Source organism: [Mycobacterium] fortunisiensis (assembly GCF_019050325.1).
Taxonomy (GTDB): domain Bacteria; phylum Actinomycetota; class Actinomycetes; order Mycobacteriales; family Mycobacteriaceae; genus Mycobacterium; species Mycobacterium fortunisiensis.
On record NZ_VOMB01000010.1, the window covers coordinates 1 to 19,469 of the forward strand.

Sequence of the window (19,469 nt, forward strand, 5' to 3'; positions counted from 1 at the left end):
CCGATACCGGAGGCCCTCACCTGTTCACCGGCGCCACGCCGTTCACAACCTCCCCGAGAGTTACAGCTAGCCAGGCCGGACATTCTCTAGTCGCAACTGCCGCAAACGCCCGTCAGTGAAAGCTCCATACCGCAGTCGCACAGGGCCGCTTTGCGTCGGACATCGCGGGAGCGTTCACTTCCCACCCGAGCCTGGTTGACCGGATGCAGGACGTACCACGTTCCCTTTCGAGAGCTGGGCCCGCGGCCCACCGCATTGGGGGCGATGTGGAGGGCCTCCGCTTCGGAGTCGAATCCGTTCGTAGCCCCGTACTCGATGTGTAGGTCACGACCGCCGGCGCATCGTGTGGCAACGACATACGACTTGCCAACGTGGTGAACGACGCGATACCCGCTGATGCCGACGGCATTGGTCATGTCGCGGATGAAGGCGTGATTCTCAACCGGTATCCGTGCCTCCGACAATGCCGCGATGAGAGAGTCTGACGACTGATCTGATCTGTTCATGGTTCCCGGTCCTCTCCAAACGTGGTTGTGGCCTGCACCTGTTCCCAACAGGCGCGAACGTGCTCTGCGGCCACCAGCAACGGCGTCGAATCGTCACTGCCGTCCGGTCCGGTGTCGCCGTCGCTGTTCACCGCGTTGCGCGACGTTTCTATTGAAGCTCCGAGAAGATCGACTGCTTGACTCAACACCTTGAAGGCATCTTCCATTGCGATTTGCGCTACTGCATCGTCGATTTCGGCCAAGGCGGCGTCGGTGGCCGCATCCCCGTCGGTTGACCGCAAAGCTTCCACGGATTGGCGTACCGCGGACTCTCCGTATTCACGCACCATCCAGGCCACTGTTACTTCCTGGGGAGGCGGGAGCGCTGCCAGCGCGTCGAGCAGTTCGTCAAGCTCGGGCGTCTGTCCCTCTCCGCCGAAACGCGACACAAGCCCCGACTCCTCGTCGACGAAAAACTCGGCAATCTCCTCTTCCCCGTTGTCGCTGGTTCTTGTTGCGATGCCGTGCATCAAGAACTCTGAGGGCTTCTCCTCGACGATGGGCTCGTCCTCGACGGTGAGTGTGAGATCTCCGGCGTGAAGCAACGGCAACGGCGACGCCGGTATCGACATCTGGGCGGCGAGCGAAGCTATTGCCGACCTGACGTAGGGGTACACAGCCAGGGCACCGACTTGCTCGGTGAATTCTTGTACGATCTCGGGCTTGCCGCGCGAAACTGGTGTCGGCAGAAAGAAGATGGCCTCTCCCTCGACCACGAAAGATCCATAGGCGTTGCAGGTTTCGATTCGACATCGCACACCGAGTTGTTCATCTTCCAATCGCGTGCAGAGATTCACCGCGGCCTCATCGTCAGGAGTGTCTGGTGCATGCAACTCCTCGGGCCGTGAGTCCAATGCACGAAGGTCGGCCGTCGCATTGCGATTGCCGATGAGTTCATGGATGACAACCTGCCGAAGTTCTGCGACCTTGATGAGCTCTGCGGCCGTTTCGATCTCGTCAGCCATTGCGGGTCTTCACACGAGAACGCTTCGGCACGCGCGCCACGTAACGCTTCTCGGTGACCGCCGGTTGCGTCGGCGACGCCGGGCGGCGGCGTGATTCACGTGGCAGTTCAGGCAGGCCCGGTTTCAGTGGTGTCGCTGAGATTCGCGCTTCATAACCGAGGGCACACAGGTAGCGGGCCACGGCCGCGATCTTCATATTGCCGTCACCGTTGAGAACCTGTGACACGCGTCCCTGCGTGACGTCGAGCTTCTCGGCGAGAGCTTTCTGGTCCAGGGCCGAGGCGTCGAGTGCCTCGTGCAGAAGTCTCATCGTCTGGCTCGCCAGGGCGGCAGCGGCCAGCCCTTGCGCACCGGCGTCGGTGGCCTGCTCCTCATCGATCAACGTCGGATCGGGCTGATCGGTCATGGCCTAGGTCCTCCTCTCTGACTCTCTGCGATTCCGCGAGGTCGTGCTGTGGGGTTTTCTGGCCCACCTTCGTGAATGCGTGGCCCAACCGGATCAAGCGGTCAAAGTTGGGGATCTGCCAGAATTCGCTGTCGGGTGCATCGGCCTCAGCGTGACGTTGGATCGGTAGCTTCGGTGTGTAGCCGCCGCTACCGTCGGTGTCGAAGAACGTGAGGCGCTTATCGCCGTGGCGGAACTCCCAAACGCCCTCGTCGAGGGCTTTGACAGCATCCCGGTAGACCGGCTCGCCAGTATTTGCCCAGTGTCTTAATGCGTTGAGAAACCAGTGGTAATCATCGATCTGCTCGTCTGACGGTTCGGCCCGTCCCGTGCGGTCCCAGGCTCCCTTTTTCAAGGCGTCCAGGAACAGCCCAGCAGGTGACCGGCCGTCCGAACAGACTGCGCAGTCCACTTGGTGAATCTGTCCTTTCACGATTGCCCGCCTGTCCATTACCCTCCTCAAGTTTAGTAAATGCTAAACCGAATGCGCAAGCTCTCGGGGGGATGGTGGCATTCGCGACCGACAGCGGTGCGCCGACGGATCGGTGCTCAGCGGCAACTCGAGAGCTTGTCGGTGGCCTCTGCCATTCTGTCCGGCTGGCCTGAGCCCGGGGCAGCGCAACCGAGGATGAAAGGCAGGAAAACAATGATCCGCGATTCTCGGGACGGCCGCATCTACGCGGCCGAGTTAGACGACGACCTGTTCGATCGGATCGCCCTCGCCCTTGAGGGCGTCGACGTGATCGAGACGCTCAGCATCAAGCGGCCCAACTGGATCTCCGCGTTCGACCGCACCGGCGTGTGGGTGGAGACCGAACGGTCACGGGCCCGCGGCTCCGGCGCCCAACGCGTACCGGCGTGGATGTTCGACGTGGCCTGGAAGCAATTGTGCAAGAACGGAAGTCTGAGCCAGATCGAGCTGCTCAACGACCTCAACGTCAAGCGTTCGGCGTTCGTCTGCGCGCTGCTCGCGCAGCTGCCCGATGTGGTGGTTGTGCAGAACCGCCCGACGGTGCTCGAGAGGATCACGCCGGCATGAACCGGCCGACAACGAATCCGCAGTTATTGCGGAGTCCGCAATTTCTGCGCTATAGTCGGTCATGTCCAAGTCGAACCCCTACGAACAGATTCGCAAGCATCTGGCCCACGCGGAGTCCGCCGAGAACGCCGCCGACGCCCTGCAACACCTGCGTCTCGTTCTGACCGACGTCGGCCGGCTTCTCGACGAGCAGCTGGCCCGGGCCGTCGTCGACGACGAAATGTCGCTTGCGGCAGCCGGAAAGAATGCCGGCCTCACCGAGAACGCGGTGGGTCCACGGCTGGCCAACACCGCCAGGCTGGCTCCCTACGCAACCGGGGGGAGCCGTGTCACCGCCGAAGACGTCAAGCGTGCCCGCAACGACAAGCACGCCCGCACCCCGCTGCCACCGGCAGCCTCACCCGAACCGATGCGGTTCAAACCGCGCCGAAAATCAAAGCCCACCTAGGAATTTCAGAAAGGACCATCATGGCCAACACAAACCTCACCCACCTCGTGTTCCTGCTCGACCGGTCGGGATCGATGCAATCGATCAAGTCCGACGTCATCGGCGGCTTCGATGCCTTCCTCGCCGAGCAGCGGCAGGCCGACGGCCAGTGCGTCGTGACCCTGGCGCAGTTCGACAACGAGTACGAGGTTGTCTACCAAGGAATCCCGCTGCAAGAGGTGTCGTCGTTGGAGCTGTCGCCCCGCGGCTCCACCGCGCTGCTGGACTCGATGGGCAAGCTCATCACCGACACCGCCACGCAGATCGATGCGTTGCCCGAGAACGAGAAGCCGGGCACGGTCGTCGTGGCCATCATGACCGACGGTCACGAAAACGCGAGCCACGAGTGGGGTCGGCCGGCCATCAAAGCCCTTGTCGAGCAACAAACCAACGAGCACGGCTGGGAGTTCCTCTACATGGGTGCCGACCAGGACGCCGTGGAGGTCGGCTCGCAGCTGGGTGTCAAGGCCGAGCAGTCCGTCACGTACGGACGCGGGAAATCCCGCGAGGCCTGGGCCGCGGCGTCCGACAACGTCCGCCGCTACCGCGGCGCCAAGATCATGGACGCGGACGCCATCATGCCCGAGTTCAGCGACGCGCAACGCTCCGAGCTGGCCGACGACTAGCGGCGACGTCGCCCGAACCGAACTCCTCAGGCGTGGGCGGCCTGATCTTCTTCGTCATCCTGCTCATCGCCATGGTGCCGAAGCCGGTCTGGATCGCCCTCGGCGGCGTCATCGCGATCGTTGTCGTGAGCTGGGCCGGCTACAAGCTCGTCGTCGTGCTGGAGGAACGCAGTTACGAGGCAGCGAAACGGGACCGGGCCGAACAAGCGGCGCGGGCTGCAGAAGCCAAACGTCAACGCGAACAACGTATCCGCACCGCGAAACAGCGCCGTATCGACACGCTCGGCAAGCGCAACGCCGGACTCGTGGAAGCCGCCCTGAGTGACGTGAAACGGGTCGCCGCGTCAGAAGCGGCCCGCGCCGGATGGCTGGGAGACGTCGACTTCAGCGCGGACATCAATGCGATCACGGCCAACTTCGAGAAGGCGTACGCACTGCGCGGGGTGACCGACAAGCTCTCGGCGCTGGACAAGCCCAGTGTCGAGGACCGCAAGATCCTCGCCGAGGCCAAGACCACCGCAGCCAACCTGGAACGCGCGGCGATCGAGCGGGTGGAGCTCATCGGCAAATGCGCCAAGGAAGCCCAACTGATCGACAAGTCATTGCGCACCGAACGCGAGGACGCCAAGGTGGCCGAGCAGCGCGCCGAACTGCACGCGAAGTTGAGCGCCATGCTGTACGGGATCGAGGCCACCCCCGACACCACTCGCGCCGACTCGGCGGTGGACGCGGTGATGGCGCGGGTACAGGCCTACCGAGAGATCAAGAGCCAGATTCAGCGGGCCCGTGACGACGGTGCCGCATAGCCGCGTCGAGGATCCCGCCGGAACTGCCTCGGATCGCCGGGCCGATGTCGGTGCTCGGCCGTATCCTCTCCTCACACGAAACCGACCGGGGGTGAGCCCATGACTGTGGTACCGCAGGCACGGCCGCCGCGCGGCGATCTCGTGTACGCGAAGCCCCGACCTGCGGTGACGGTCGCCATCGCCGTCGCAGAAACCGACCGTGGCTACCACTACGTCGCCTTCACGCAGCTCTGGTCCTGTTCCGCAGTGACGGCCGCGCCCAACGCAGAAGTTGCCGTGCTGGACGCCATCGATGCGGTCCGCGCTCGCTTTCGCGGGCCCGCGCGATTCCGGTTCGTGGTGAACGTGACCAGCGGCAGCCCGCTGTGGCGCTATGCCGGGCAGATCTCCGAGGCGGCACAGCACTGGTGGATCGAACGTCCCGATCACAAAGACCGATCGCTGGTCGAGGCCGCCGCCGCGCACGTGGCTGCCCTCACCGACACGGCCCCTCCGACGTCACCACCGGCGCCGGAGCTCGGACCGATCATCGTGGCCACCGACGGCTCAGTGCGGCGCAAATACGCCGGCTTCGGTTGGCTCGCCTCGTCGGGGGAGTACGGACTCGCCGGCTACCGGACCTCCTCCAAGCGCGTCGGGGCCCAGAAGGTGTTGGTGGCCGAGCTGCGGGCGATTCATGCCGCGGTGTGCGGGCTGCCCGGTCATCACGTGGTGGTGCTGTCCGACAGCAAACCTGCCGTCGCGATGGTCGACCGATGGAAGTGCGGCACAGCGGTGATGCCCGCCGGGTACCCGGTGGAGGAGTCCGGCGGGGAACACTGCCTCAACGCCGCCCGGCGTCGCATCTACCTCGAGCGTGACCGCATCGAGGTGCGGTGGGTGCCGGGGCATCGGGGTGAGCCCCTAAACGAGGGGGCTGACGCTTTGGCGCGGCTGGGCTCACGCTATCGCCGCGGGGACCTGGACCTCGACGACTCCGAGTACCACCGCCGTGCGGCCGGGATCGCCCAGTCATTCGCGGCGGAGTTCCGTCGCTCCGGCACCTGACGGCTCCTGGGAAGCTACTGCCGCTCGCTGCGCCGCGGCCGCCCGGTCTTGCGCGGCCACCCCGCGTGGAACTTCCGTACCGCTGCGGCGTCCCACACCGCGCCGCCGCGTAGCTCGGCCAGCGGGGCCGGAAATGTCGCCATCGAACGCAGTTGATGGACACGCTGGCGCGCCACGCCGAGTTCTTCGGCAATTTCGGCGGCCGACATCAGCTCCGGCATCGTCGGGGCCTCCGCGCGCATCCTGTGCACCGATTCCCGCATGATCGAAACACCAACCGGCTCAGCATGAATCACGCTCTTCACTTCGACGGCCATCTTGTCGGCCGCCTCCAGCATGGGGAGGTGCCCGTCGGCATACACCGTGACATCGACACCCACACCGGGTCGGCGGGCGACGGTCCCGTCGAACGCCTCTACGTCATCGGCCCATTGGTCGAGGATGTCGTCGGGAGGACCAACCTCGAACGTATAGGTGATCGCCCAGTCGTCAGTCATGGCTCAGCCTTCTTGTTGCGTTGCGCCCGTTGTTCTTTCTTGTTCGGTACGGGCCACGGAAGTCCCGCTTTCTTGACTTGCGGTGAGCATGTCCAGGCGCCGGCGGTATGGATTGCTCGGTGTTGCCGGATAGCGCGCGACGTAGTTGCCATGAAGGTCGAAGAATCGGCGGTAACCGTTCTTGTCGACCTCGATGGTCCAGCCCTGCGACTCCGCCCACTCGATGATGTCGCTTATGTTGTCATCGCCCATGATGACTTTTTTCTTGCTAGTTGTCAAGAATTATGTGCGGGGTGTGCGCACATGGGTCGCCTTGCTTCGAGGTTGCGACCGACAGCGCCGGCATACGGCGGGCTCGTGGCGCCCGGTCTCGCGGGCGGAAGTGGTTAGCCACACTCTGTGCGGCGGATGGCGGCCACTATGTGACTGTTGCAGAATTTGGCGGCTGAAGTCGGCCTGGTTGCGTGACTTGGAGGGTGGTTCTCGAGACACTTGGGTGTGGCTCGTGGGTATCGTCCAGTGGTTCGCGATCAGCAGTTCTTGTTGCCGCCCAACATTATTGACTGGTTGCCCGAAGATCACCTGGTCTGGTTTGTGATCGAGGAGCGTGTCAAGTTCTCTGTGTAGGTCGTTTTAACTGAAACGTTCGGTTGTGGTGTTTACAGATACCGCTCGATGCGGTCTGGGTAGACCAGAGCGAGTTGTTCGAGGGCTTTCTTCCAGTTGGTGACCACCTGTCCTTCCACGAGCCGTCCGGGGGCTGTTCGGCCGCGTTTCTGACCGCGTTCCTTGGCGCGCTCGGCGGCGCGTTTGTCTTCGATATTGCAGATGGCCAGCCACAGCAGTTTGACCACCGCAGCGTCGTTGGGGAACTGGCCGCGGTTCTTGGTGACCTTGCGCAGTTGGTAGTTCAATGACTCGATCGAGTTGGTCGTGTAGATCACCCGCCGCAGCTCGGGCGGGAACGCCAGAAACGGGATGAACTGCTCCCACGCCCGTTCGAAAACCATTGCCACTGTGGGGTTTTTCTTCCCCAGCTCCGACCCGGCGAACGCATCCAATTCCGCGCGAGCAGCATCGGCGTCGGGTGCGGTATAGATCGGTTTGAGCGCGGCGGCCACGGCTTTGCGGTCGCTGTAGGACACGAACCGCAACGCGTTGCGGATCAGATGCACCACACACGTTTGCACCGCGGCTTGTGACCAGGTCGCCGCGATCGCTTCGGGAAACCCGGTCAACCCGTCGCAGCACACGATGAGCACGTCTTTGACGCCACGGTTGGCCAGATCAGCACATACCGACGCCCAAAACGCCGCTCCTTCGTTCTGCTGGACCCAGATCCCCAGAACGTGCTTGACGCCGGCCATATCGACGCCTACGGCGATGTGAGCGGCCTTGTTACGAGTGTGGCCACCGTCTTTGACCTTGACCACGATCGCGTCGAGGTAGATCACCGGGTAGATCGGGTCCAGCGGCCGGCGCTGCCATGCCAGAACTTCATCGGAGATCTCATCGACGATCTTGGAGATCGTCTCATGCGACACCTCGGTCCCGATCGTCGACTGGAGGTGAAATTGAATGTCGCGCAACGTCATTCCACCGGCATACAGCGAAATGATCATGTCGTCGAGTCCGCCGGTACGGCGCTGCCCCTTGGGCACCAGCCGTGGGGTGAACGAGCCGTCGCGGTCCCGCGGCACGTCCAGGGGCACCGGGCCGGCCTCGGTGGCCACCGTCTTGGGCGAGGTGCCGTCGCGGGCATTGGGCAACCCCCGGCCCGCCGGGTCCCCCTTCTCATAGCCCAGATGATCAGTCAGCTCGGCGGCCAAGCCACGCTCCAGGGCCAGCTTGATCAGCCCGGGCAGCAAGCCGCCCTCACCGGTCAGCGCGACCTCGCCGGTGTCGATCTGAGCCATCAATTCATCTACAGCACCCGAGGCCCGCAGCGCTTCGGCCATCTCCACCGTGGAACCAGCCTCGGCCAACGCCATCTCCATGTCCTTGCCTGTCGTCACGTCCTGAGATCCTTCCGTCAGGACCTACACAGACCATCTGACACCCCCTGATCGAGGTCGTCGAGCAGTTGGATACGACGGCGTTTCACGCCAACCGCAAGCTGGGTCGGGCAGGTCGGCGGGCCTATGACCCGGACATGCTGCTGGCGTTACTGATCTTTGCCTACGCCAGCGGGCAACGTTCCTCGCGGCGCATCGAACAGCTCTGCAGCGATCATGTGGCGTTTCGGGTGCTGTGTGCCCAGGACGCGCCTGACCACACCTCGATCGCCCGGTTCCGCGCCGCCCATCACGACGCGTTTACCGATCTGTTCGCCCAGGTCCTGGCATTGTGTTCGGCCGCGGGGATGGTCAAAGTCGGGGTGGTGGCCATCGACGGCAGCAAGATCGCCGCGAACGCGTCCCGGGGAGCCAACCGGTCACCGGAATCGGTGCAGCGCGAGGTCGAGCGGATCAGCGCGCAGATCGCCAAAAACGTCGTGTCCGAAGCGGCGGCCATCGATGCCGCCGAAGACGCTGAAGACGATCGGCCAGGTGAGGGCAGCGATGGCCTGCCCGAACAGTTCGCCCGTCATAGTGGTCGGGCGGCCAACATCGCCAAAGCCGTCGCAGAACTGCACCGCCGCCGCGACGCCGACGCGCACGCCGATGCCGCCGATCTCCAGGATGCCCAGGAGTATCTGAAGCGAGTCGAAGCCGGTGGTCCGGTCGGTCGGCCACCGGGAAATGTCGACCCGGTGCGCTATCACCAAGCGCGAATTCAACGTGCCCACAATCTCATTGAGTCGGTCGAGGGCATCAAAGGCGCGGCCGCCGCTAAAACCCGCCGTGATGCCCGCTGCAAGCTCAAGTCCGCGCAGAAGGCGTTGGATAAGGTCCGGGCCGACATCGCCGCCGGTTATCAGCCCGACCTGCGCGGCAGGGCCGCCCAGCGGCGCCATCTTCGGGCCAGACGGGCACACGCCCGCGGCACGTGGGCAGATCCGGTCAACATCACCGATCCCGATTCCCGGTTGATGCTCGAAGGTTCAGGTGGCGGATCGGTGCAGGCCTACAACGCCCAGTTCGCCGTCACCGATGATCACTACGTCCTGGGCGTGCACACCAGCCAGGACGCCAACGACACCCACTGCTACCTGCCGGCCATCACCGAAGCCACCACGCAGGCCAGTGCACTGGGAAAACAGATCGACCTGGTGCTCATGGATTCGGGCTACTTCACCGATGAAAACCTCACCGCCGCCGGGCCTGAGCGGCTCATCGCTCCGGGAAAGAACCGTGACCTGCACACCGAGGCCCGCGACAATCCCACCGACGGGCCCCCACCACCAGAGCTGGACCCCAAAGACGCCATGCGCCACCGACTGCGCAACCCCGCCAACGCGCAGCGCTACAAACGTCGCGGAGCCACCGTCGAACCCGTCTTCGCCCACCTCAAAGACCAGATCAAACTGCGCCGCTTCTCCCGCCGAGGACTACCGGCAGTCACCGCCGAACTCCACCTCGCAGCCACCGTCATCAACCTGCTACGCCTGCACAACGCACAACCGGCCACCTAGAACACCGGCGTTGACAGGCCAAACCCCTCACACGGCCGAAGCCATGCCGCAGGATCGACCCGTCGCGCCAAAAATGCAACAGTCACTATCAAGCAGCAATCCGCCGCCTAAGCCTCCTCGAAGCCCACAGGTGGATGCCGACCTGGACAGTTCCCCGCGGCGCTGTGGCGAACGTGTAGCCTTTCCGCCAAATAGCGTGGAGAAATCCCGGATAGCCTGCACACTCGTCACAGTGCCGGGCTGTGACATCGTCCCAGTGCCCGATGCGCCGGACGCGATCCCAGGACGGGCGAACATGTCATCGGAAATCTGTCCTTCGACGCCCATTCGGACCGCAACGCCACCCTCGTCGTCGATGAGGAACCGCCTTCGGTGGGCTCAATCGAACACCGCCACCAGCCCCGAATGATCCGTCTCGCCGGCAAGCCTGGGCGCGTGGTCGAATTCGCATGCCTTGACCCGCTGAGCGATCTCCGGGGTGGCGTAGAGGTGGTCGAGGCGGAAGCCGTTGTCGCCGGGCCGGCTGAACCACGAGTACTCGCGGTCCGTCGGATGCAGGGAGCGCCACACGTCGATGTATCCGGAGCCGATCAGCCGCCCCGGCATCTGCGGCCCGACGAACTTCGTGCCCCTCGGATCTTTGTCGAGATCGTTGTTGCCCGTGTTGAAGTCGCCGATCAGCAGGTCGACTTCGCTGCCCCGGGCCCGCTCGATCAACGCCTCCCAGTAAGGCAGCTTCGCGTGGGCCTGCGGCAGGTAGACCCCGCACACGATGACGCCATCGACCTCGGCGCACCACAGGTGGCGTGCGTCCAGGTCACGGGTGAACGCGGCGGCGCGGTCGATCGGCGTGCGCGACGCGATGAGCACGCTGTTCTGCGTGGGGCCGGCCGCGGGATGAGTGGTCTCGTACCCGGCGCGTTCGAGTTCGGCGATCAGCAGGGCACCGGTGTCGTTGGCCCGGAACTCCGTCACCACGAGGAGTTCGGCGTCATAGCCCAGCAGCCGCGCGGTGAGCGCATCGGCGGACTTGTTGCCGCCGTGGCGGATATTCAGCGTGGCAATGGTTCTCGTCACCGGAGTGTCCTCTCGCTCGACATGGGATCTCCAGCGAGCCGCACAGTATGAACGACGCCACCGACAAACCGCCCTGGCCGCGGCACCGACCGGCGGCGCACGGCCTACAGCGCGAACGTGTCCGCATACACCAGCCGCTGGCGGACCGGCCGCAAGTTCGGGAACTCCACTGACCCGGTGCGCAGCTGCCACGCGGCTTCGAATGGATCCTCGGTGTCCCCGTCGTCGGTGGGATGAATCTCGAACTCCTGCAGCAATACCCGGTAGGTCCACCCGTCCTCGCGGGTGAATGCGCCCAGGGTGCCCGACCAGGACACGTCACCCAATCCGGCCGCGCCGACGGTCGGCGGCATCGAGATCGGCTCGCCCACGGTTGCCCATGCCAGGTCCGGGTCATCGCCGTCAGCGAGCCGTTGCACCGTGGCGCTCACGTGTCGGGTCAGGGCGATACTGCCGGCCGGGGTGCGACCGGCACCAAGTTCACCGAAGCCGGCCGGACCGCGCAGGGACACCGACGTCCGGCCGCCCAGCAGCGGCCGGACCGTGGCGGTGCGTTCGGGCAGCAGCTGGGCGAACTCGCCGATCACCACCCGGGAAAGATGCTGTCCGTCAATCGAATGCGGCTGATACCGGCACAACCCCAACCGGACGAACGGCTGGTAGGACGCCCCGGCGTCGAGCTCGATGTCGCAATACCAGAGCTTGCGGTCGGCATCGAATTTCGGCGTGTGACCGACAACGGTGACCTTGGCCTTGTTCGTCTCTTCCAGCTCCAGATTGCTGCGCACCGCGGTGCGCAGCGGGAACTGGTGGATGTAGGGCCCGTCCGACGGTGTGGCACTGCCGAATACCGGATCCGCGCCGACCCGGGTGACCAACGTCTCCGGATCCCCGAACTGCGTCACGTCGGCCAGGATGTCGATGACCGGACTCAGCGTCGCCGCGACACCGCTGAGCAGCTTGGCTTGTCCGCCCTCGACCTCGCCGCGCAGCTGGGCGGCGCTCACACCCACACCGCGCAGCAGCCGCTCGGACAACGGTGCGCCGGCCGCTCCGGCGAGCTTCACCGCACCGCGTTCGGCCGCCTTGGTGACGAAATCGTCGGCGCTGCGCTGGTCCGCCAGCTCCACCTCGAGCCCGAGACGCTGATCCAACGGCCAGGTGAGCCAGGGCTGATTCTGCAGGACGACACCGAGCAGCTCGCCGTCACCCGACGAGTACCACGGCCTGCGCAGGTACACCCGCAGGCCACCGCCGTGCCGGATGCGCCGCTGCCCCAGCAGAATCTGTGCGCCCAACCCGCCACTCGTCCGGACCGGCATGGGTTCGTCGGTCCAGCGGAAGGTCGGGATGACATAGGCCACCTCGGGTGGATCGGGGCGACGCGAACTCGGCACGACGAGTTGGGTTTCCGGGCCGGACCGCTGGATCAGCGAGTGCCCGTCTTCGGTCCCGTCGATCACCTTGGGCGGGAAGTACTCGCGGAACCGGGTGGTGGCCACCGCGTGATAGGTCGCGACGCGGTGCCGGGTGTCGCCGAACTCATGCCGAAGCTGATGCGTATTGCCTTGCCCAGTCGGGTTCGTCGCGTCGTCGCGGCCAACACGGCAGGAATCCTCGAACGCTTCCAGGAGAAAATCGCCGACATGTGAGCTCAGGTTGCGCACCCCCAGCCCGTTCACGCCGTCCTCGGGCGCATCCTGCTTCACATCGTCGACCTGCTCGGTCCACTGCGCCTCGATATCCAACCGGCCGGTGCTCTTGGCGTGGTTGGCGATCACCCCGTCCAGCGCGCAGAACGTCTCACCGCGCTTGCGCAGCATCCCGGCGTCCTCGACGGCGATCACCGGATCGGCCAACGGCTTCTCGACGGCATGCACCACCGTCAACTCGATCCACGGCGTGAGCATCCAGTTGCGGCTCTCCAGCGCCTCGTGCCGGCGGTCGTTCCAGTCTTCGGGCAGCACGGTGTTGGCCAGAATCAACTCGTACATGCCCTGCAGCTCGAGATCGGCCGCGTCGACGGCTGAACTGATTCGCACGGTGTACATCTCGGCCTGCGGCACGTGGACAGACAACACCCGGCCGGCCTCGTCCCACACCGGGCCGGCATAGTTGCCCGCGGGCGTCACCGGCGCCGGCGCCGGCCCGTCCGAGATGGTAAGGCGGATCGGCTGACGGTCCCACCAGGCCCCGGTGTCACTGGGCCAGTTGATCCGCCGATAGATCTCCGGATCGAGGAAGAAGCGGTTGAACCGGATCCCGCGACTCGACACGTCCGGCAGATAAGGCAACGAGAGCGCCTCGGCCTCAACCACCTCCGGAAGCGCCCCGGACTCACGACTGGCGATTTCGAACGCCTGTTGGATCTTGGCGGAATCCCCACTGCCGATCGCCTCGTCGAACATCCCGTGCAGCTCGGCCATCTGTTGAGAGGTCTTGGGCGCGACGATCCACCGGTCGTCACGGTCGAGGTAGGGCAGGCCGGTGACGTTGTGATCGGCCAGCTCCTGGACCCGGGGCAGCGCCAGATAGTCGGCGACATTCACACCGTCGGTGCTGCGAATGACCATGCGCAGCTGCGACTCACCCTCGCCGTACTTCCGGCGCGGCAGCACGGCCGGCGCGGGCACCGGCTCCCAGCGGTGGAAAACTGTGGGGGCGCTGGCGTGTTCGTCGCCGATCACTTCACGGCTGACGCTGTTGCCGGCGAGATCCACGGTGCGGGCCCGCAGCCGGTAGGAGCTGCCGTAGCGCAGCGCGGGCAGCGAGCCCGGCGCCGCCCTGAACGACGTCTCCAACGGAAGGCCCTTGTCGAGCGGGGCGCGGCCGTCGAGTTCGTTCTGCTCACGGGGCGATCGGCCCGCGTTCTTTTCGTCCTGCGGTGTCAGGCCGGCACCCGGTCGTGGGGCGACCATGCTCCAGCCGGACCAGGACGCCACCGCCTCGTGCAGATACAGATCCTGGTCGCCGGGCACCGCGGTGGTCGAGGATCCCTTGACGAAACCTTCATCGGGAGAGACGTCGAGGGGCACCACCTCACCGCTGTCCCGGTGATAGCGGTAGCTTCCGACCCGCTCGACCAACGAACGGAAGTCACGATTGCCGTCCCGCTCGGCGTCGTACCGGTAACCACGGATGACGTCGTCAGCCCACAGCTGCATGGATATGCCGTTGCGTTCGGCATCGGCATTCACCGATGTCTGACTGAACTGGTTGGCCACGTGGGCCGCCGCATCGCGCCGGACGATGGTCAACCCGCCGCCGCGCAACGCCGGCAGCGACGACGTGGTCGACGCCATCGTCGCTCCCTGCTCGCTGACCAGGTCGCGCCGGCGGGCGATTGTGGAGGCGGTGTTCGTCGCCTTCAATGCCGAGCCGTCGATGTCGATCTGGTGCACGGCATAGAAATCCGACTGCAGCAGCAGTTGACCGTCCTGGATGTCGGTACGCCCGCCGGGCCGCTGCCGGGGCAGGAAGAACCGGTGGTCGTAGTACTGGTAGTTCATCCACGGCGTCGCCGTCGGTGCGTTCATCCAGTCGACGGCATCACCGCGCACGATCAGCCGATACCGGTGCTCGCCGGCGAGTGCGGCGTCGGCGGGCATCCGAACGTCGATGGCCAGCGCCAGCCGGCGCAGCAACGCCGGATAGTCGCCCAGTGCGGCGACGTAGGAGTGGAAGTCGAGGCCCGGCCGGTCCGGTGGTGGCGTCGGGACGGCGGCTGGGTGGTAGTCGTCGCGGCCCCGCAGCCGCTCCCCGCGGTCATAACGGTCGTAGAACCGGTTCGCCAGCACAAACGACCTCTGCCGCACGGCGTTTGGCTCACTGTTGAGGACGGCCCACGGCACATGATTGCGGCCGTGGAACATCCGCTCGATCATGTCGTGGTCGCCGGAGCGATAGTCCCCGATGCGGCCGAGGTCGTCGGCGAGCGCACCCAGCACCGGATCCTGCACCGACGGAAACTCGGTGGGATTCTGCGACCCGACCGTTGCATACAGCGAGAGCACCTGCTGGGCAACGGCATCGGCCGGATAGGAGTACAGCCGCCGGTCGCCGAACTCCTGCACGACGGGTTCGTCGACATGGACGTGGCCGCCGAACAGCAACTCCCACGTCGGCGGGTCCGGTACCCCCAGCGGCCCGGGATCCGGGGTCAGATCGAAGGTACCCACGCCGTCCACCTCGGCGACGAACTCCAAATTCGCCACCGTGTCGGGCCAGTGCCGAAACAGCGGAAACGCGTCGAGCGGTTCGCAGCCGCCGCCGGTTCGCAGCCGCGGTGTGACAAAGATGGTGGACCGCAACTGATCCGCATCCCGGTCGACGCCGTTGGGCAGCAGGGTCCAGATGACGTTTTCGGTGGCCATGGCTCGTTTCCTCAGATCGGGCAGAACGCGTCGCAGTATTCGTCCCAGGCCCGCGTGCCGTCCGCGGATGGCACGCCCAACATCTCCCGGAAGCTGGGATCCCGGTCGGAGCCTTTGAACTTCTTCTCGCAGGTGATCTCGACGCTCTTCGACAGCATCGCGACCTCGACCTCGACGGTGAGGGTGGCCCGGCCCGTGGCGGTGTTGGTGTCGAAGTCATAGTTGAGTTCGAGGTACAGCTCGATCGACACCGAAATGAGGCCCAGCACATCGACTTCACCGTGCAGGCGGAAGTAGCCGGTGAGCTGACTGTCGTCGCCGGCGGCGGTGGTCTGCAGTTTGAAGTAGATGCCGGCCATACAGTCGACGGTGCCGCTGGCCACCCCGAAGTCGAGTGCGGCCGCCGCACCGAACTCGAACGCCGCCTCCAACATACGGCACTGCTGGGGCGCGACGGTGATTCCGAAGAACCCGCCACCGCCAAACAGCCACACGGTCAACCGGAACGGGTTCTCCCGGGTGCAGAAGCCGAAACTGAAATCCAGTGAGTCACCGATGAACGGGATGTTCGCCTGCGCGGCCAGCGACACGTTGGACAGGCTCATCACCCCGAGCGGAATGTCGGGCAACGCCAGGTCGAAGCCGGCCGTGATGCCCTGGGCGTCGACGTCCAGATACGGCGGGTCGGAGAACCCGTTGAGCGGAATCAATGACCGCAGAACGTTGACGAAGGAGAGCGGCCCGCCGAATTCCACCCCGGGTTTGGCGAGTTCGATGTGCACGTCGGTCTTGCGGCCGGGGGTGGCGGTGAACTCGATGACGTCGATGTTCAGTGCGATGAACGAGTCCTCGCCGCCGAGCAGTTGCAGTTTGAACGGGCTGATCGAACACGTCGTCGTCACCGAGGGCTTGATGCCCGGTTTCGTCGCGGCCTGCACTTCGACACACAGGTCCAGGGTCGCCCGGGCGGCGAGATCCGTTTCGCCGGCTTTGGGACGGGGTTGGAACAGCGGTGCATCCTGCGGCCAGGGCGCCAGCTGGGTGGACCAGGTGAGTTTGGCGTGGACCGTCTCGGGCAGGCTCATGCCGTTCATCAGTTGGCTTGCGGCTTCGATGATGTCGCTACCGGGGCCGACATATTCGCCCAGGCGTTGGATGATTCCGGTGAGCTGGACCCGCACTGTGTTCGGCAGTGCCGAGGCGCCGTCGATCGTCGAGTTCAGCTCGCCCAGATCGGTTCTCAACAGTTGGATCGCTGACTGGGCGTCGTCCAGCGTGGAGATCTTGGCGAAGGCCGTGAGGACCGCCTGCGCCTGGTTGCCGGTATCGGCCAGGGCGGTGAGTAGGCCCTGCAGCCCGGCGTCGGCCTCGGCGGCATAGCGGTTTTGCAGATCGGTGGCGACGGCGCTGATCCGGGCCAGGTCGTCGAGGAAACCGGTGACCTGGTTGACGCTCTTGGCGATGAACGACGGCATGTTCTCCGGGGTTAGCCCGATATCCGCCAAGAGGTCGGAAAGCTCCACCGCCCCAAAGAGTTTCCCGGGGATCTCCAGACCGCCGAAGAAATTCTCTGGGGTCATGGAGCCGCTGACGGCCTCGGCGATTAGCCCGCCGATCGGTCCCTTGCTGCCGGAGAGCCCGGTCACCGCCAGGCTCGGCGTCACGAATCCGCCGGAGCGGTCGGCCTGTTGGGCGAAGCTCATGACCGCGGCGGCGTCTTTTGGCTTCACGACCTCGAGAAACACGTGAGTGTGATTGTCGGCGAAGCCGTTCTCCCGGTAATGCGCGGGTTGCTTCATCAGCACCGGCTCGGCCGCTCCGGCCAGCGCATTCATCGCCGGGACCACCACACCGGCGCTGCTCAGCATGGGCCAGAACTGGGCCTGGTCCTGCTTTTCCACGGCGACCTTCGTGATCAGGGCGGCATCGAATTCCAATGTGTCGACGCTCAACGTGGTGTCCAGACTGGCTCCGGAGGTGGGATCGGTGGCGGCGGCAAACGCGACGCGCTGCCCGCCGAGGTGATGTATGCGCTTGGCGGGGTCGGCGCTGAGGTAGGCCGCCCGCACCGCGGCCAGCGACGCCTCGTCGACGTTGCGCTCCCGCCCGACGAACAACAGCGGACCGCCGTACTCGACGATCTGGTTCTCCCGATCGGTGGCCAGGATCTTGAACGGGAACGGGGTGTTGTTGGCGGTGGGGAAGAAGCAGAACGCCCCGGTCAACCCGCCCTCCTGCTCCGGGTCGTTGAGGTCGGGGGTGATCCTGGTGAGGATGCTGACCGACGAGAACGGCATCGCCAGATCCAGACGAATCTCGTTGTTGTCCGGGTCGTTCGGGTCGCGCCAGGTCTTCTCGCCTTCGGGATACGTCATGGTCTGTTGGCGCACCACGATGAAGAACCGCTGCCGCAGATAGGCATAGCGACCGGGCAACGGCGCATTGGGCTGAATCTTGCGCTCGGTGACCTTCACCAGCGACGCGGGATGACCGAACGGGTACAAGAACCCGGCATAGACCACCTTCACCTCGTGGTCGCGGCCCATCGCGGCGCGGTGCTTCCACTCGGTGATCGAGAAATCGCCGTTGGGCAGGGTGTCGGTGCTGAACTCGGAGCGCAGCCATCCCCCGAGGGCGGACAGCATGAGCAGGTCGACGTCGACCGCGGGCGGATCCCACGGCCGCCGCTTGCTCTTCAGGGTGAAGTCCGACGTTTCATGGACCAGCATCCGGCGATCCCTGGAGGTCAGCGATTTCGTGAACGAAGGATCGTCGGATCCGCCCATCACATCCCAGTTCCCGTCGTGCGGTGGATGGTCGATGTCGCGGGCCCAGATGGCGCGCACGGTGCGGTCCTCGGAGTTCTCCTCATCGATGCAGATACCGTCGGCGTCGGTGGTGGTACGCACGCCGAGGCGGCTGTGCCACAACTCGATTCGTCCGTCGTGCTCGACCGGGGCCTCGGTGTGGGCGAAGCCGCCGCCGTGGTGGGGCGAAAGTTGCAGGCGCCAGGGCAATTCGATCGCGGTCTCGGTCGACGTCGGCGCCCGCGGGGCCGGGGGACGCAGCAGCACCGTCGGCCGGGCCGTGATCTGCGCGGAGATCCCGAGGTCGACGGCCAGCCGCGATGTCGCGGTGACTCGGGCACTGATCTGTTTGCCGAGCCGATGGTCCAAGACCCGGGCAGTCGCCGCGGATCGACCGACGGCGCCGATCACCGACGGCACAGCCTGCGCCTGATTGGTCAGCAAGACCTGCTGCACCCGTGCGGTCGTGATGGCATCCGCGATCTGCTCACCGATCGGGATCAGGATGCGAAGCGGGTTCTCGGCATGCGGGGCGACGCTGAGCGGGAGTCTGCTCATGGCTGCCAGCAGCCCGTCGAGCGACCAGGCAATGGTTTCGTCGGCCACCATGAACGCGAGCCGGGAGTGCGCGCTCAGCGAGGCCAGCACCGGCGGAGCGAGCGGCGTGACCTCCTTGTTGGGAGGCGTCGCCTTGGCCTCGTCAGTGAATTCGAATCCGTACGGTGGCTCCGGCGACGCGACGAGGTCGGCCGGGCCTTGCTCGGAGAAAGCCTGCTCGACCAGATGCTGGGGCGGGAAATCTGCGATGAGGAACGCCGGCCGGGCGTCATCGCGGCGGGCCAGGGCCAGCGTCCCGTCGACCTGGACGCGGTGCAGGTTCTGGAACGAGAAGCGCACCAACAACATGTCAGCCGTCCGCAGCACGGTGACCGGTGACGGGCTGCGGGCCAACGCCTCGGCCGGATTCGGCAGGTCGACGGGACGGCCCACCCGACGCAGGGTGACCCGCTGTCCGAGGCGTCGTTCCAGGATGGGCGATATATCGTCTCGTCCGGCCATGACCGCCCCCTGTCGCCTGCGCTGATCCCAGCTCAAATCGTCCAGGCACGGGCGCCGGCGCACATGCGTAGTGCACTACTCGAATTGTTTGCGCTCAGAAATTGGATCCACGGCGACTAGCC

The 19,469-nt window shown here is 65.4% G+C and carries 14 protein-coding genes and 1 pseudogene; 6 read left to right on the forward strand and 9 right to left on the reverse strand.

The features are described from left to right. Nucleotides 1-502: 502 nt before the first annotated feature. The 3 genes from FR943_RS06680 to FR943_RS06690 are packed head-to-tail and all read right to left on the reverse strand — an operon-like array spanning nucleotide 503 to nucleotide 2,388. Nucleotides 503-1,510: a hypothetical protein gene (locus tag FR943_RS06680; RefSeq protein ID WP_217155580.1), complete on the reverse strand. Its 1,008-nt coding sequence runs from the start codon at nucleotides 1,508-1,510 to the stop codon at nucleotides 503-505. Further along, nucleotides 1,503-1,916: a type II toxin-antitoxin system RelB family anti-toxin gene (locus FR943_RS06685; RefSeq protein WP_217155581.1), complete on the reverse strand. Its 414-nt coding sequence runs from the start codon at nucleotides 1,914-1,916 to the stop codon at nucleotides 1,503-1,505. Before FR943_RS06685 ends, FR943_RS06680 begins: the two co-directional genes overlap by 8 nt. After that, a complete protein-coding gene (locus tag FR943_RS06690; protein WP_217155582.1) occupies nucleotides 1,882-2,388 on the reverse strand; it encodes a hypothetical protein in 507 nt (168 codons plus the stop codon). Before FR943_RS06690 ends, FR943_RS06685 begins: the two co-directional genes overlap by 35 nt. Before the next feature lie 213 nt (nucleotides 2,389-2,601). On the opposite strand from FR943_RS06690, the gene FR943_RS06695 reads away from it, so the two are divergent. From FR943_RS06695 to FR943_RS06715, 5 genes are all read left to right on the forward strand, one after another. Further along, nucleotides 2,602-2,994: a hypothetical protein gene (locus FR943_RS06695; RefSeq protein ID WP_217155583.1), complete on the forward strand. Its 393-nt coding sequence runs from the start codon at nucleotides 2,602-2,604 to the stop codon at nucleotides 2,992-2,994. Between the two features lie 61 nt (nucleotides 2,995-3,055). After that, a complete protein-coding gene (locus FR943_RS06700; RefSeq protein WP_217155584.1) occupies nucleotides 3,056-3,442 on the forward strand; it encodes a hypothetical protein in 387 nt (128 codons plus the stop codon). Between the two features lie 20 nt (nucleotides 3,443-3,462). Then, nucleotides 3,463-4,107, forward strand: a complete 645-nt coding sequence (locus FR943_RS06705; RefSeq protein WP_217155585.1) for a vWA domain-containing protein — start codon at nucleotides 3,463-3,465, stop codon at nucleotides 4,105-4,107. Nucleotides 4,108-4,139: 32 nt separating this feature from the next. Continuing rightward, nucleotides 4,140-4,913 carry a hypothetical protein gene (locus tag FR943_RS06710; protein WP_217155586.1) on the forward strand — a complete coding sequence of 258 codons (774 nt, stop codon included), beginning with the start codon at nucleotides 4,140-4,142 and terminating at the stop codon, nucleotides 4,911-4,913. 99 nt (nucleotides 4,914-5,012) lie between these two features. After that, the gene (locus FR943_RS06715; RefSeq protein ID WP_217155587.1) at nucleotides 5,013-5,960 is read left to right on the forward strand and encodes an RNase H family protein; all 948 of its coding nucleotides are present in this window, start codon (nucleotides 5,013-5,015) and stop codon (nucleotides 5,958-5,960) included. 35 nt (nucleotides 5,961-5,995) lie between these two features. Here FR943_RS06715 and FR943_RS06720 read toward each other — a convergent pair. The 3 genes and pseudogenes from FR943_RS06720 to FR943_RS06730 form a co-directional block, all read right to left on the reverse strand. Continuing rightward, nucleotides 5,996-6,457 (reverse strand): annotated as a pseudogene (locus tag FR943_RS06720) (hypothetical protein); the annotation flags it as partial. Between the two features lie 3 nt (nucleotides 6,458-6,460). Further along, nucleotides 6,461-6,709 (reverse strand): hypothetical protein, encoded by a 249-nt coding sequence (locus tag FR943_RS06725; RefSeq protein ID WP_246584896.1) that lies wholly within the window; start codon nucleotides 6,707-6,709, stop codon nucleotides 6,461-6,463. 407 nt (nucleotides 6,710-7,116) lie between these two features. Continuing rightward, the gene (locus FR943_RS06730; protein WP_217155589.1) at nucleotides 7,117-8,472 is read right to left on the reverse strand and encodes an IS256 family transposase; all 1,356 of its coding nucleotides are present in this window, start codon (nucleotides 8,470-8,472) and stop codon (nucleotides 7,117-7,119) included. A gap of 50 nt (nucleotides 8,473-8,522) precedes the next feature. On the opposite strand from FR943_RS06730, the gene FR943_RS06735 reads away from it, so the two are divergent. Continuing rightward, entirely contained in the window at nucleotides 8,523-10,031 is a 1,509-nt protein-coding gene (locus tag FR943_RS06735) for a transposase (protein ID WP_504970597.1), read from the forward strand. Nucleotides 10,032-10,409: 378 nt separating this feature from the next. On the opposite strand, the gene FR943_RS06740 is transcribed toward FR943_RS06735, so the two are convergent. From FR943_RS06740 to FR943_RS06750, 3 genes are all read right to left on the reverse strand, one after another. Continuing rightward, entirely contained in the window at nucleotides 10,410-11,108 is a 699-nt protein-coding gene (locus FR943_RS06740; protein ID WP_217155591.1) for an endonuclease/exonuclease/phosphatase family protein, read from the reverse strand. Between the two features lie 104 nt (nucleotides 11,109-11,212). Continuing rightward, nucleotides 11,213-15,481: a hypothetical protein gene (locus tag FR943_RS06745; RefSeq protein ID WP_217155592.1), complete on the reverse strand. Its 4,269-nt coding sequence runs from the start codon at nucleotides 15,479-15,481 to the stop codon at nucleotides 11,213-11,215. Nucleotides 15,482-15,492: 11 nt separating this feature from the next. Continuing rightward, nucleotides 15,493-19,347 carry a hypothetical protein gene (locus tag FR943_RS06750; protein ID WP_217155593.1) on the reverse strand — a complete coding sequence of 1,285 codons (3,855 nt, stop codon included), beginning with the start codon at nucleotides 19,345-19,347 and terminating at the stop codon, nucleotides 15,493-15,495. Nucleotides 19,348-19,469 lie beyond the last annotated feature (122 nt).

What these genes read in the sequence shown, in the direction of transcription:
- FR943_RS06680 (WP_217155580.1), bottom strand. Translation starts at nt 1,510, where the DNA reads ATGGCTGACGAGATCGAAACGGCCGCAGAGCTCATCAAGGTCGCAGAA.
- FR943_RS06685 (WP_217155581.1), bottom strand. Translation starts at nt 1,916, where the DNA reads ATGACCGATCAGCCCGATCCGACGTTGATCGATGAGGAGCAGGCCACC.
- FR943_RS06695 (WP_217155583.1), top strand. Translation starts at nt 2,602, where the DNA reads ATGATCCGCGATTCTCGGGACGGCCGCATCTACGCGGCCGAGTTAGAC.
- FR943_RS06700 (WP_217155584.1), top strand. Translation starts at nt 3,056, where the DNA reads ATGTCCAAGTCGAACCCCTACGAACAGATTCGCAAGCATCTGGCCCAC.
- FR943_RS06705 (WP_217155585.1), top strand. Translation starts at nt 3,463, where the DNA reads ATGGCCAACACAAACCTCACCCACCTCGTGTTCCTGCTCGACCGGTCG.
- FR943_RS06715 (WP_217155587.1), top strand. Translation starts at nt 5,013, where the DNA reads ATGACTGTGGTACCGCAGGCACGGCCGCCGCGCGGCGATCTCGTGTAC.
- FR943_RS06725 (WP_246584896.1), bottom strand. Translation starts at nt 6,709, where the DNA reads ATGGGCGATGACAACATAAGCGACATCATCGAGTGGGCGGAGTCGCAG.
- FR943_RS06745 (WP_217155592.1), bottom strand. Translation starts at nt 15,481, where the DNA reads ATGGCCACCGAAAACGTCATCTGGACCCTGCTGCCCAACGGCGTCGAC.
- FR943_RS06750 (WP_217155593.1), bottom strand. Translation starts at nt 19,347, where the DNA reads ATGGCCGGACGAGACGATATATCGCCCATCCTGGAACGACGCCTCGGA.